A 13958-nucleotide genomic window follows, 5' to 3' on the forward strand; every position below is an offset into this window, starting at 1 on the left:
AACCTTGCCTCCTAATCCCTGGATGTGAACAGACGATCCAGTGTCTGCTCGTAATGGTGATAGCCGAGGAAGTCATACAGGGCTTCCCGGGTCTGCATTGTGTCCACGACGGCTCTTTGGTGGCCATCCTGGCGAATGTGCTGATAGACGTTGAGCGCGGCCTGATTGGCTGCCCGGCTGGCACTCAGGGGATAGAGCACCATGTCGACCCCATGCTTGGCGAGCGCCTCTTTATCAAACAACTCGGTCTGGCCGAACTCTGTCATGTTGGCGAGGATGGGCACCCCGGCCGCCTGCTTGAAGCGATCATATTGACCAAGCTCGGTCACCGCCTCGGCGAAGATCATGTCTGCTCCGGCGGCCACATAAGCGGCGGCGCGCTCCAGCGCAGAGCCAATCCCCTCCACTGCCAGTGCATCGGTGCGCGCCATGATGACGAAGTCATGATCCTCACGGGCATCTACCGCCGCCTTGATGCGATCGCACATCTCATTGAGGGATACCACCGCCTTGTTGGGTCTGTGGCCGCAGCGTTTCTGGGCGACCTGATCTTCCATGTGTACAGCCCCCACCCCTGCCCGCTCGAAGGCGCGAATGGTGCGGGCGATATTGAAGGCGCCGCCCCAGCCGGTGTCGATGTCGACCAGCAAGGGCACCCTGGTGGCTGCGGTGATCCTTTCTGCGTCGATCAGTACGTCATTGAGGGAGGTCATGCCGAGATCCGGCAGGCCATGGGAGGCATTGGCCACACCGGCACCGGAGAGATAGAGGGCCGCAAAGCCGCTACGTTCGGCCATCAGGGCCATGTAGGCATTGATGGTGCCGACGATCTGCAGTGGCCGTTCGTTGGCAAGGGCGGTGCGAAAACGCAGGCCTGCCGAAGGGGTAAGGCTGGACATCATGACTCCTTTCATTTGTCTGGTCTGACTATCTAATATCACGTTTACGTTAACGTCAATCATACTTTCGTGGCAGAACGGCGCCAGGCAAGACAGGGCGCGGGTTTTAGGGTAAATTTCACCAATTCCTTCAACAGGTTGAATCGTATGTCGGATCCCAATCCCGTGATCGTCTGCCCGGCTTGCGACTTGCTGATCGAACGCAAGTTATTGCCAATGCGACGCCACGCTCACTGTCCTCGTTGCCATCAGCATCTGTATGGACGATACGCCTTTCGCCCCTCCCAGTTGATGGCCCTGACCATCACAGGTTTTCTGCTGCTGCCCTCCGCCTTCTTCGAACCGCTTATCTACCTGCGTCTGGCCGGGGTGAACTCGGATGCCAATTTGCTCAAGGGTATCCTGGTGCTGATGGTCGAACACGAATTCTGGGTGGCGGGACTGGTGCTCTGGTGCGCCGTGCTGGCACCGGTGGGCCTGCTGCTCGGTATCTTTTTGCTGTCCTGTGGCCTGGCCAAGCGCTGGCACATACTGGCCCCGACCCTGAAAGCGGTGGAGGTGTTTCGTCACTGGGCCATGCTGGAGGTCTACATCGTCAGCCTGCTGGTCGCGCTGTTCAAACTGATCGATATTGCCGATGTGCGCCTGGGGGGCGGCTTGTTGAGTCTGGGTATTCTGATGCTGCTCAACATGACACTGCTGACCCTGTTTGATCCCGCTCCTTACTGGGAGCGCGTGCCACTGGAGGAGCCGGGACATGACCCAGACCAGCGCCCGTGAGCTGGGGCTCTGCCGCTGTCACAGCTGCGGTTTGCTGGTGCGCCATCAGGCCGGCGCAGTTTGCCCCCGCTGTCACAGCAAGTTGCAGTTGCGCATCCCCCATTCGCTGGCCTGGTCATGGGGCTTGCTGGCACTGGCCACTTTCATGTTGCTGCCCGCCAATCTGCTGCCCATCACCCACTTCTATAACAAGGGATTATTGCAGTCCGATACCATCTTCAGCGGTATCATGATGCTCTATCGCAGCAAGATGTCGGGGATCGCCACCATAGTGCTGACCGCCAGCATCATAGTGCCGGTGGGTAAAATTTTGGGGCTGGGCTGGATCTGCTGGCAGTTGCAGCGCACCAAACCGGTGCGGCGCAAGCGTCAGCTCATCATGTATCGCATCATCGATTTTATCGGCCGCTGGTCCATGCTGGATTTGTTTGTCATCTCGCTGATGGTGGCGTTGGTTGATCGCGGCGTGTTGCTCAATGTGCGGGCGGGCCCCGGCGCTACGGCGTTTGCCTGCGTAGTGGTGCTGACCATGATGTCGGCCAGGATGCTGGATACCCGGCTGCTGTGGGACAAAGCGGCCCGCTGATACCCCTTGGATAATCTCCCTTTCTGTTTTTGGACAAGGTGACTTGTTGATGATTTGTTTGTATCTGAAGTGCTGTTCACATCAGCCAATTAAGGAGTCGGTATGATCGGGGCTGAACCCGTCATTGAGAAGCGTCGCTGGTTATCGCCAGTCTGGTTGTTGCCCTTCATTGCCCTCTTGCTGGCGGTCGGGTTCATCTACCAGCAGTTTGCGAGCAGTGGACAACTTATTCGCATCAATTTTGCCCAGGGCAACGGCATTCTGCCGGGCAAGACCCAGCTGCGCTATCAGGGGGTGGCCATCGGGGTGGTGCAGGATCTGGAGCTGGCTGAAGATGGCCACAAGATAGCGGTACTGGCCAAGATAGACAGCCGAGCCCGTTCGCTTATCCGCAAAGGCTCCGACTTCTGGCTGGTGAGCCCCAAGGCATCGCTGACCGAAATTTCCGGCCTCGATACCCTGGTCTCCGGCAACTACATCAACCTGCAGCCCGGCCGGGACAACAATCCGCTGGAAGAGGAGTTTGATGCACTGGACGGCCCTCCCCCGGGTTATCAGGCTCAAGGGCGCATGTTGCACCTGACTGCTGACTCGCTGGGGTCGGTCGGGATTGGCGCCAGGCTTTATTTCCGTGGTATCGAGGTGGGCAGCGTCATCAATACCCGCTTGGGCCAGGACAACCAGAACGTGATCCTGGATCTGGTGATCGAGCCGCGCTTCGAGCACCTCGTCAAGGCTGACACCCGTTTCTGGAACATCAGCGGCATCAAGGGGTCCTTCAGTCTGGCCGGCGTCAGTGTGGAGGCGGGCAGCCTCACCTCCATCCTCAGCGGCGGCATAGCATTTGACTCTCCCAAAGCATCCCCAGAGCCACAAAAGGGGCAGACCTTCACCCTCTACAAGGGGCTGGCCGAGGCCGCCCGTGGTGAGCGGATCGACATAGCCGCGGGGGATCTGCCCATCAAGGAGGGAATGCCCATCCTCTATGAGGGGATCGAGATTGGCCGTATTGACCCCATTCGCCTGACCGACAAAGGCCGGATCGTGACGGCTTTGATCAACCCGGAACAAGCATTTCGGATCACCGGCGAAAGCCGGCTGGTCTGGGAGACAGTTTCCCTCGGCGCCAGTGGTCTCAAGCACGCTGATCGCCTGCTGGCAGGGCCTGCCATTCGCCTCGACTATGTGGCGGGGGAAAGGGTCAAAGCCATCACCTTGAGCGGCCAGGATCAGGTCAGCGGCACCCGACTCACACTGTTGGCCGATGATCTGGCGGGCCTCAATGAAGGGGCTCCGCTCTGGTACAAGGGGTTGCAGATTGGTCAGATAAACCAGCTAAGCCTGGATGCAAACGGCAATGCCAGCGTCGCTCTGGTGGTCAATACGCAATATCAGCACTTGCTGAAACGGGCCCGTTTCTATCGGGCGTCACCACTGCAGATCGACGCCGATCTCAGCGGTATCAAGGTGGAAACCAGCCCGGCAAGCGCCTGGATTGGCGGCGGTATCAAGCTGGTGCAGGCCGTCACCGGTGAACGCATCAACCGCCTCTACCCGAGCCAGGAGCTGGCATTGCTCGGTACCCGGGACGCCAAGCCTCAGCGCTGGTTGCTCAAGGCAGAGCAGGCAGATGGTATCGGCATCGGCTCACCCGTGCTCTATCTGGGGCTTGAGGCGGGCAAGGTCAAGCAACTGCGCGCGGCCAAACAAGGGGTGGAGATCGAGCTGGAGATTGACGGCGTTTATGCTCCCCTGCTCTCCCGGCAGCCGCAGTTCTGGAAAAAACCGGCCCTGGATACCCGGGTGCGCGTCGATGGCGTACACGTCAAGGTGGGCAATCTTGCTACCCTGCTGCGCGGTGCCATCGAGTTTGACCGGCTTGGAACCGGCCGTAGCAGCCATCAACTGTTTGATAGCAAAGAGCAGGCACGGGCGAAAGTGCGCGCCCTCTCCCTGGTGGCCGACAACAATCCGGGTCTGGGGGTCGGCAGCCCGATCCGCTATCGCGGTGTCGACATCGGCAAGATTGAGCAAATCGAGCTGGAGCCATCGCTGGGTCAGGTGATCTTCAAGGCCGAGCTGGATGGTCAGTATGCGGAGCGCTTTATGCAATCCGGCGCCCGCTTTACCCTGGTACAAGCCAAGCTGGGATTGGGCGGCATAGCTCACCTCGATACCCTGATCAAGGGAGCCTTCGTGGAGGCTCAGCCAGGCCAGGGGGCGGGCAAGGACCGTTTTCCCTTGAGTCAGACGGGCCCGGTTGGGCTGGCCTTGACCCTCAAGAGCCCGTCGGTCAGCGGCTTGAGTGTTGGCAGCCCCTTGCTGTTTCGCAAACTGGTGGTGGGCAGCGTCACAGGCGTGGCGTTGGCACGCGATGGCAGCGAAGTGTTGATCGATGTGAGCGTGGATCAGGAATATGCCCACCTGGTTCGGGCCAACACCCGTTTCTGGAACGTCTCCGGCGTCAAGGCCGACATAGGTTTGACCGGGGGCACCATCGAAGTGGAAACCGTGCAGAGCCTGCTGGCGGGCGGCATCGCCTTCAATACCCCCGAGCGGGAGATGGGGCCGACCGTCAAGGCGGGCCATCGTTACCCCTTGCATGGCAAGGCAGAGAAAGAGTGGCTGGAGTGGAGCCCTCGCATTCTCCCCTGATCGTCTCTTTCCTATCACACCAGCCCGGCCATGACGCCGGGCTTTTTTATGTTGCCGGTCGGCACTGTTAAGAAAATTCCTAGCCTTGTGATAGGATATCGCCCCTTATTTTGGGTCAACGAGACGGCGCCGTGCACGACAATACCTATCTTCCCGATCACTTCTTGCACCATATTGCGGCGATCATGCCGGCTCATCTCTCCATGGATGAATTCGTAGCCAGTTGTCGGCGGCCGCTGCGGCGCAGCATCCGGGTGAACACGCTGAAGATATCTGTCTCCGATTTTGTGATGCAGATGCAGCCACTTGGCTGGCAACTCGATGCCGTTCCCTGGTGCGAGACCGGTTTCTGGTTGACTCGGGCCGATGAGTCCGTGCCCCTTGGCAATACGGCAGAGCACCTGAGCGGTCTCTTCTATATTCAGGAAGCGAGCTCCATGTTGCCGGTGACGGCGCTATTTGCCAGCGATCAGGTCAAGCGGGATGGCATGCTGCTGGATGCGGCCGCTGCCCCCGGCTCCAAGACCACCCAGATAGCGGCGCTGATGAACAATCAGGGCATGCTGGTTGCCAATGAATATTCCAGCAGCCGGCTCAAGGTGCTGAGTGCCAACATTCAGCGCTGCGGTGTCACCAATGTGGGCATGACCCACTTCGACGCCAAGGTGTTTGGCCAGTGGTTGCCGGAGACCTTCGACGCCATACTGCTTGACGCCCCCTGCTCCGGCGAAGGGACGGTACGCAAAGATGAAGATGCCTTGCGTAACTGGAGTATCGAGAGCATCGACGAGATTGCTGCGGTGCAGCAAGGGTTGTTGGAGAGCGCGTTTCACGCCCTCAAACCCGGCGGTGTGCTGGTCTACTCCACTTGCACCTTGAGCCAGCAGGAGAATCAGGCGGTCTGTCAGTCTCTGCTGGACAAGTTCGGCGATGCCCTGACCCTTGACTCGCTGGCCGACCTGTTCCCCAATGCGGAGCAGGCCTGTACGCCCGAAGGATATCTGCACGTTTGGCCCCAGATCTTCGACAGTGAAGGCTTTTTCGTCGCCAGATTGCGCAAGCATCACTCAGTGCCCAACACCATGTTCAAGCCGGGCAAACTCGGCAAGTTCCCCTTCTCGCCACTGCTGGCCAAAGAGGCAGAGCCCATGTTGCGCAAGATTGAAGCCAATTTTGGTGTGGTACCTCAAGGTCAGCTGTTTGGTCGCAATGACGAGATCTGGCTCTTCCCTCACCTGTTTGGGCAGGTGCAGGGCAAGCTGCGTTTCGATCGCATCGGCATCAAGCTGGCGGAGACCTTCAAGAAGGGCTATCGCCTTACCCATGAGTGGGCGCTGGCCTATGGCGACAAGGCGACACAAGGAGTTGTCGAACTCGACAGTGCCAATGCGCGAGAATTCATGATGGGGCGGGACGTCTGGCCCGAGCAGGAGGCTGGCACTGGCGAGGTGATCGTTCGTTATCAGGGGCACACCCTGGGCATGGGGAAGTGGGTCGGTAGCCGGGTCAAGAACGCCCTGCCCCGTGAGCTGGTGCGAGACAACAATCTGTTCGGTGCATAAGCGCCGCGCCTGATCGAGTCTGGAAAACCCACACTTCAGTTGAACTTTTATTCGGATCTTGAAAAGCCTTGAGCCTTGTCTAAGCTTAAGGCTATCCGAACACCAGTTAGCGCACGGCTCTGCAAAGAGCCAATTCCCCTATGCCAGGTACAAGGAATTCGTACCTGGCTTTTTTTATGTCCGGACGTTCTGTTTTCTGCCTTTCACTCAAGCACATCCGCCATCTCTTTCTCAACCTGGGGTTGGGATGACAACTCATGCTGATAGAGCAGATCGATCGCCTGCTCGATGAGCGAAGCCTGACTGTCTTCAAGGTGCATCCCCAATTCCTGTAACCGCTCGGCGTGGCGATTGCTTATCCAGCACTGCAACCGGCTATGGGTTTCCTGCTTGCGTTTCACATGCTGGCGCTGTCGTTCGGCATTGTTGTGTGGGGCAGCCGCTTGGGGCTCATTCACGTTTATTTCCTGGCTCATATGACCTTGCAATGTTCTGCTTTAACGTTTGTTATCTCTAACCTGTGGCGCATTGTTGCCTGAACAAGAAGGCTTTCCCCTCCCATCAGGCACTTTGCAAAGTGCGATAAATATATCATTAGATCAACAAGATGCAATTTAACATAAAAAATGCAGTGACGCGGAGTGTCACAACAAGCCATCCAGGGCGTGATCGGAAAACTTGTGGGCATCGTCGAAATACTCCTGCAGGGTACGCATGTCCTTGTGGCGAGTCACCTCTATGATCTTGTTCATGGGTTTGCCGGCGGTGACGGCCGAGGTGATAAATCCCCGTCGCAGGCTGTGGCCACTGACATAGAGATCATCGATGGCTTGGCCGGTACGCCGCTTGATCATCAGGTTTATTCCCTGGGGGCCGAGGGGTTCCGACATAAGCTGACCCCAGCGGTTCATGCGACGAAACAGCGCACCTTCACCGATCCGGCTTTTTTTAAGCCAGGTGTGCAGCGCCGAGACGGGGCAATACTGCTTGCCAGGAATGAGCGCTATCTCGGTTTCATGGAGCTGATGTTTGCTCGGCTTGAGGCGAAGCCGGATCCCCTGCCCCACAAAATCGAGATCGCTGACCTCGATTCTAGCCGCCTCCGAGCGGCGCAAGGCACCACTGAACATCAACAACAGCAGGGTGTGATCCCGTAAACCGGCCAGGTTGGAGGTGTCGATTTCATCGAGTACCCTGCCCAGCGGTTGCAGGGTCAGCGCCCCCGTCTTGCGCTTGCGGTTATCACCAAGACGCACTATGCCACGCATCATCTCCTTGATTTCGGCATGCTCGGTCGGCATGGGATGAATACCCTTCTGCTTGAAGGCGTAGCGGATCCCGGCCAGTCGCCTGACCAAGGTCGCAGGTTTACGTGGTTCACCGTTGCGCAGTTCCCCTTCCCCTTCCTCTTTATCCAGCCACACCCAGTCCGCCAATATGCCATCGGCCTGATCCGCCAGAAAATTCATGATGTCGTGATGAGTGGTTTGCAGCGGGTCAAGCCCGTGGAGCTGGCACCAGAATACGAAAATACGGGTATCAGCCTGATAGGCATTGAGGGTGGAATCCGCTTTGGCACTGCGCAAGAAGCGTCTCGCCCGACTATTGAGCTGAGGATCGAACACAGTCTGCAATGACTGATAAACAGGGGGTGAAACGGTTGGGTAAGCCACGTAAGTCTATGATTCAATGCGGAGTTTGGGAGGATCTTACAGGATCCTTCATATACATCAAGTATCGATAATGAATATTATCGATACTTATAGAACCGCTAATTAAAACCCCTGAACCTCGATGTTCACCTGCAGCAACATCATCTGTAATGAACAGGTATTCAACGACTTCATCGCGCTGACATTCAATGAGAAGTGAGAGATAACAAGTGGGATAGGCAGTGATAACGAGGGAAAGTATGCGGATGATTTGAAATAAAGAGGCCCCTTTATCCGGGGCCTAGTCATCTATTTTTTTGCCAACTTGAACAGTTCAAAGAAGTTTCGGCTGGTCACCTCTGCCAACTCGCTCAGCGGCATCTGACGAAGGTCGGCAATAAACTGGGCAACATCTCGCACAAAGGCAGGTTCGTTCTCTCTCCCCCTATGAGGCACAGGGGCGAGATAAGGAGAGTCTGTTTCAACCAGCAAGCGTTCAAGCGGCAACACCTTGACCACAGCTTGCAGCGCGGATGCATTCTTGAAGGTCGCTATGCCGGAAATGGAAATATAAAAACCCATCTCCATCGCGGCCTGGGCCATCTCCAGGGATTCGGTGAAACAGTGCAACACACCGCCCACCTGGTCGGCCCCCTCTTCACGCATGATCTGCAGGGTATCTTGCTGGGCATCACGGGTGTGAATGATCAGCGGCTTGTTCAAGGCACGAGCGACCCGGATGTGTTCGCGGAAGGAGGCTTGCTGCACCTCCTTGTTTTCCGGCGAGTAGAAGTAGTCGAGACCAGTCTCGCCGATGGCTACCACTCTTTCATCGCTGGCCTGCGCCAGCAACAGCTCGGCATCGACACCGGGTTCCTGATTGAGCGGATGCACGCCACAGGAAGCAAACACCTGGGGATAAGGGGCGATCGCCGCCAACATGGTCGGGAACTGTGCCTGAGTCACGCTCACACAAAGAAAGTATCCCACGTCCTGCTGCGCAGCCTTGGCCAGCACGTCGGCCATGTCGGTCTGCTTGCTGCCATAGCTGAGGCGATCGAGGTGGCAATGGGAATCAACGAGTAACATAAAGAACCTTTGCGTCTTGTCAGATTTATAACCAGCGGCTGAGCCAGTTCATCAGATGAATGGTGGAATTGGAGAGCTTGCCAGGTTGGCAGGCGGCCTTGAGCGCCACGAGCTGCTGCTCCGCCTCCAGCAACTTTTCGCTGGAGTTGCCCTCGGCCAACTGCTGGCTGAGGGCCGCCAGATCCGGCATCGCCAGCTGATGATGACCACAGCCGGCCTGAGTCTTGAGTGCATCGCACAAAAACAGCTGCAACCAGTGCAGCCTGACCTGAGTTTCATCCGCCAGCTGGCTGCAGACATGGGTGGCCCGAGTCGGGGTCAGTGACAGGGAGACGAAACTCTCCAGCAACTCCCGGCGTTTGCCATCCTGCTGCTCTTCGATGTAACGCAGCACCCGCAGTGGAGCCCCCTGGCAGATCCGCACCTGAGCCAATGTGGCCTGGTGACCCTGTTCGGCCAGCCAGCGTACCGTCTCCCCTTCAGTCGGCAACTGGCAGACGTGCTTGTGACAGCGGCTCAGGATAGTGGGCAACAGACGGGAAACCTGGGAGGCAATCAGCAGCAAGAGACTATCGCCGGCCGGCTCTTCCAATGTCTTCAGCAAGGCGTTGGCAGCGGACTCCGTCATGCGCTCCGCATCCGGGATGATCACCACCTTGCCCCGACCAAGCTGGGCCGAGTTCTGCAAGCGAGCGCAGATCTCGCGAATAGCTTCGACCCCTATGGTCTTGCTGTCGATTGTAACGGTACCAAGATCCGGGTGATGTCCCTTGTCAAACAGCTGGCACGAGTGGCACTGGCCACAGGGCTCTCCGCGATCCGGCTGCTGGCAGAGGTGCAAGCGCGCCAATCGTTCTGCAAGCTGTTCCTTGCCAAGGCCCGGATCGCCGAGCAGCAGCCAAGCATGGCCCAGCCGACCGGCCTGGGCCGTCTGACTCAGGGCATGCCAGTCCGGGATCAGCCAGGGATACATACGTGCTCGTTCGACAAGTAGTGGTCCAGTGCGGCCTCGATGGCCGTTTTGACCTGATCCGGAGTTTGTCCGGCATCGATCACCCGGATGGAATCATCCTTGGCGGCCAGTTCGAGATAACGGCTGCGAGTGCGCTCGAAGAAGCTGAGCTGCTCCAGTTCGATCCTGTCCAGCTCGCCACGATGACGGGCTCGCTGCAAACCAAGGGCGGGATCGATATCGAGATAGAGGGTGAGATCCGGTTTGAAGTCACCGAGCACCGCCTGCTTGATGGCGCCGATGAGCGCCGCATCGATGCCACGCCCGCCGCCCTGATAGGCCTGGGAGGAGAGATCGTGGCGATCCCCCACCACCCAGCGACCCTCAGCCAGAGCCGGCTTGATCCGGGTCTCGACCAGCTGCACCCGGGAGGCATACATCAGCAACAGCTCGGCTTCGATGGTAAGGCGCTCGTCGTGCACCTCCTTGACGATGGCGCGCATCCGCTCGGCCAGCGGGGTTCCCCCGGGCTCACGGGTGCATTCGATCTGGTCGATGCCGTGGCGTTGCAGATAATCGGTAACATAACGTACCGCGGAGCTCTTCCCTGCCCCTTCCAGTCCTTCAATCACGATAAATTTAGACATTAGGGTTTCTTCAATATGTATTCGCGAACCGCCCGATTGTGTTCATCGAGGGTCTTGGAGAAATAGTGGGCACCGCCCCCTTTGGCGACGAAATAGAGATAGTCGGTCGACTTGGGGTTGAGGGCCGCTTCGATGGAAGCCTTGCCGGGCATGGCGATGGGCGTAGGCGGCAGGCCATCGATCACATAGGTGTTGTACGGATTCACGTCCGTCAGATCGCTGCGGCGGATATTGCCATCGTAACGATCCTTGACCCCGTAGATGACGGTAGGATCTGTCTGCAGCTTCATGCCAAGACGCAGGCGGTTGACGAACACGGAGGCGATCTGCGCCCGCTCGTCCGGCTGGCCCGTCTCCTTTTCGATGATGGAAGCCATGATCAGCGCTTCATAAGGGGTCTTGTAGGGCAGATTGGCCTGGCGCTTGTCCCAGCTCTGTTGCAGGAAGACTTTCATGTCCTGATAAGCGCGACGCAGTATGGAGATGTCGCTGGCATGGGTGGTATAGGCGTAGGTCTCCGGCAGGAACCAGCCCTCCAGCTTGCCATTGTCGATGCCAAGCTCGTGGGCCAGGTCGGCTTCAGATTGCTCCACGGTCAGCCGCTCCAGATAGGGCGCGCCGGAGAGCTGCTTCAGCCAGTCCTCAAAGCGGGAGCCCTCGACGAAGGTGAGGCTGAAGTGAAACTCCTTGCCCGATGCAAACAGAGAGAGGGTCTCTTTAAGTGGTGCCCCTTCCTTGATCTCGTAGGTACCGGATTTGATGGCAACCAGCTCGGGGTGACCACGCAGCCAAAGCCGCACGGCCCAGGGACTGGTTTCCCCCTCCCCCAGCTCGGCGATCAGGCGCGCAGCATGGGCCCCTTTCTCAACGGTAAAGAGGCGTGTCGGCCCCTTGTTGGTGAGCGTCTCCACCTGCTGCCACTTGTGATATACATAGCCCCCGGCCACGGCAACTGTCAGCGCCGCGCCCGCGAGCAAGGTGTAAAGTCGATTAAACTTCAATGACCAAACGCTCCTGTAAACGGCGGATCAATACCGGGCTCGGATACTGAGTATCCCCAATGCCGGTCACCGGCACTATGCCCATCAGGGTATTGGTCAGCCATACCTCTTCGGCCTGCCACAGTGACTCCAGCGGAGCCTCCACGACACGCAGTTCAATACTCATCTGTTTTAGCATCGCCATCACATGGCGCCGCATGATGCCATCAATACCGCAGTGGGAAAGATCCGGTGTAAACACCGTCTTGCCACGGCGCCAAAACAGATTGGCACTGACACCTTCTACCAGAAATCCCCGACTGTTCAAGACTATACCTTCGACTCCCGAACGCGCCGCAAGTTCGCTTTTCAGCAAGACCTGTTCCAGCCGGTTCAGGGTCTTGAGTCCCGCCAGCATGGGGGCATCACCGAGCCGTTGCTGGCAAACCAGCAGGGGAATGCCGTTTTGCTGCCAACCCTGATAATGGCTCGGGTAATCGGCAAGGGAGACAATACGGGTTGGCGCTTCGCAGGCACTGCCGTCATAACCGCGCCCGCCAGTTCCCCGGGTCAGCATCACCTTGGCGACAGCCTGCGTCTGGCCAGCAGCCAATTGCGCCACCTCTCGGGTCAAGGTTGACCAGTCCATTCCGGCAAATCCGAGTCTGGCGCTGGCCTGCTGCAGCCGTGCCAGATGGGCAGACCACCAGACAACCTGACCGTTTCTGACCAGCATGGTGGTGAAATGACCATCCCCATAGGCCAGCCCACGATCCCTGGCGGACACAGCATCTGTCTGCATTCCATTGATAAGCAAAAGGATCCCTCCGATAAAAAAGGCCCGATACCGGCAGTATCGGGCCCGTGTCATCCGCCCTGGGGCGAATTATACGCGTTTGAAGATCAGTGAGCCATTGGTGCCGCCAAAACCGAACGAGTTGGACAAGGCATACTCAAAGTGACCAGGTTTGGCTACGTGGGGCACCAGATCCAGATCGCACTCTTCATCCGGATTGTCCAGATTGATGGTGGGTGGTGCCACCTGATCACGCAGCGCCAGCACTGTGATGATGGCTTCGATAGCACCCGCCGCCCCCAGCAGATGGCCGGTCATGGACTTGGTGGAGCTGATCATCAGGGCGCTGGCATGCTCGCCAAACACCTGCTTCATGCCGCGCAGCTCGGCCACATCACCCAAGGGGGTAGAGGTGCCGTGGGCATTGATGTAGCCGATCTGCTCGGGAGCGATACCGGCATCCTTGATGGCATTTTTCATGGCGCGCGCGCCACCGCTGCCGTCAGAGGGAGGTGCCGTCATATGATAAGCATCGCCACTCATGCCAAAGCCAACCAGCTCGGCATAGATCTTGGCGCCACGGGCCTTGGCGTGTTCATACTCTTCCAGTACCAGTACACCGGCGCCATCACCCAGCACAAAACCGTCGCGATCCTTGTCCCACGGGCGACTCGCCTTCTGGGGCTCGTCGTTGCGGGTAGAGAGTGCCTTGGCCGCCGCAAAACCGCCCATTCCCATGGGGGTAGAAGCCTTTTCGGTACCGCCGGCTACCATCACGTCCGCATCACCGTAGGCGATCATGCGGCCAGCCATGCCGATGGCATGGGTGCCTGTGGTACAAGCAGTAGTCACCGCTATGTTGGGGCCTTGCAGTCCCTTCATGATGGAGAGATGACCGGACACCATATTGATGATGGTGGACGGCACGAAGAAAGGACTTAGCTTGCGCGGGCCACCGTTGATCAGGCCGGTATGGTTCTGTTCGATAAGACCCAGACCGCCGATACCGGAACCTATGGCCACACCGACCCGCTCTGCATTGTCTTCATTGACAACCAGACCCGCATCATCGAGCGCCTGGATCCCCGCCGCCACGCCGTACTGGATAAAGAGATCCATCTTGCGGGCTTCTTTGCGGTTGATACCGTACTGTTCGGGATCAAACTCTTTGACCTGGCCTGCGAAACGGGTCGCAAACTCACTGGCATCAAAATGTTCGATAGGAGAAATGCCGCTCTGCCCGTTGAGCAGGGCTTGCCAGCTGGATTCGGCAGTGTTGCCCACCGGGGAAAGCATCCCCAAGCCGGTCACCACGACTCTGCGTTTTGACACTGAGGTAGTCTCCGAGAGGTATTTTGAA

13 protein-coding genes are annotated in these 13958 nt (G+C 58.2%); 4 read left to right on the forward strand and 9 right to left on the reverse strand.

Features of this window, described 5'->3' with window-relative positions; genetic code table 11:
• Positions 1-11 precede the first annotated feature (11 nt).
• Positions 12-899, reverse strand: coding sequence for a methylisocitrate lyase (gene prpB / locus GWQ31_RS09495; RefSeq protein ID WP_096119498.1), 888 nt, complete (start codon positions 897-899; stop codon positions 12-14).
• A 147-nt stretch (positions 900-1046) separates the two neighbouring features.
• Here prpB and GWQ31_RS09500 point away from each other — a divergent pair, with 147 nt between their 5' ends.
• The 4 genes from GWQ31_RS09500 to rsmF all read left to right on the forward strand — a co-directional run bounded on the left by GWQ31_RS09500 (position 1047) and on the right by rsmF (position 6482).
• Positions 1047-1679: a paraquat-inducible protein A gene (locus tag GWQ31_RS09500; RefSeq protein ID WP_275909215.1), complete on the forward strand. Its 633-nt coding sequence runs from the start codon at positions 1047-1049 to the stop codon at positions 1677-1679.
• Positions 1657-2265, forward strand: coding sequence for a paraquat-inducible protein A (locus GWQ31_RS09505; RefSeq protein ID WP_005311518.1), 609 nt, complete (start codon positions 1657-1659; stop codon positions 2263-2265). The genes GWQ31_RS09500 and GWQ31_RS09505 overlap by 23 nt, the downstream gene beginning before the upstream one ends.
• A 102-nt stretch (positions 2266-2367) precedes the next feature.
• Positions 2368-4920: an MlaD family protein gene (locus GWQ31_RS09510; RefSeq protein WP_275909216.1), complete on the forward strand. Its 2553-nt coding sequence runs from the start codon at positions 2368-2370 to the stop codon at positions 4918-4920.
• Between the two features lie 131 nt (positions 4921-5051).
• Entirely contained in the window at positions 5052-6482 is a 1431-nt protein-coding gene (gene rsmF, locus GWQ31_RS09515) for a 16S rRNA (cytosine(1407)-C(5))-methyltransferase RsmF (RefSeq protein ID WP_265462318.1), read from the forward strand.
• A 203-nt stretch (positions 6483-6685) separates the two neighbouring features.
• Here rsmF and GWQ31_RS09520 read toward each other — a convergent pair whose 3' ends face one another.
• The 8 genes from GWQ31_RS09520 to fabF form a co-directional block, all read right to left on the reverse strand.
• Positions 6686-6958 (reverse strand): RepB family protein, encoded by a 273-nt coding sequence (locus tag GWQ31_RS09520; protein WP_005311516.1) that lies wholly within the window; start codon positions 6956-6958, stop codon positions 6686-6688.
• Positions 6959-7126: 168 nt separating this feature from the next.
• Positions 7127-8155, reverse strand: a complete 1029-nt coding sequence (locus GWQ31_RS09525) for a site-specific integrase (protein WP_275909217.1) — start codon at positions 8153-8155, stop codon at positions 7127-7129.
• A gap of 288 nt (positions 8156-8443) precedes the next feature.
• Positions 8444-9223: a YchF/TatD family DNA exonuclease gene (locus GWQ31_RS09530; protein WP_265448902.1), complete on the reverse strand. Its 780-nt coding sequence runs from the start codon at positions 9221-9223 to the stop codon at positions 8444-8446.
• Positions 9224-9248: 25 nt separating this feature from the next.
• Positions 9249-10196: a DNA polymerase III subunit delta' gene (gene holB, locus GWQ31_RS09535; protein ID WP_265462319.1), complete on the reverse strand. Its 948-nt coding sequence runs from the start codon at positions 10194-10196 to the stop codon at positions 9249-9251.
• Entirely contained in the window at positions 10181-10822 is a 642-nt protein-coding gene (gene tmk, locus GWQ31_RS09540; RefSeq protein WP_099993209.1) for a dTMP kinase, read from the reverse strand. The genes holB and tmk overlap by 16 nt, the downstream gene beginning before the upstream one ends.
• Positions 10822-11823 carry an endolytic transglycosylase MltG gene (mltG, locus tag GWQ31_RS09545; protein WP_275909218.1) on the reverse strand — a complete coding sequence of 334 codons (1002 nt, stop codon included), beginning with the start codon at positions 11821-11823 and terminating at the stop codon, positions 10822-10824. Before mltG ends, tmk begins: the two co-directional genes overlap by 1 nt.
• A complete protein-coding gene (gene pabC, locus GWQ31_RS09550) occupies positions 11813-12673 on the reverse strand; it encodes an aminodeoxychorismate lyase (protein WP_125598511.1) in 861 nt (286 codons plus the stop codon). The genes mltG and pabC overlap by 11 nt, the downstream gene beginning before the upstream one ends.
• Before the next feature lie 15 nt (positions 12674-12688).
• On the reverse strand, positions 12689-13930 hold the full coding sequence (gene fabF, locus GWQ31_RS09555) for a beta-ketoacyl-ACP synthase II (RefSeq protein WP_275909219.1): 1242 nt from the start codon (positions 13928-13930) through the stop codon (positions 12689-12691).
• Positions 13931-13958: the final 28 nt, after the last annotated feature.

The sequence above is a fragment of the Aeromonas sp. 2MA4 genome (assembly GCF_029237305.1).
GTDB lineage: Bacteria > Pseudomonadota > Gammaproteobacteria > Enterobacterales > Aeromonadaceae > Aeromonas > Aeromonas salmonicida.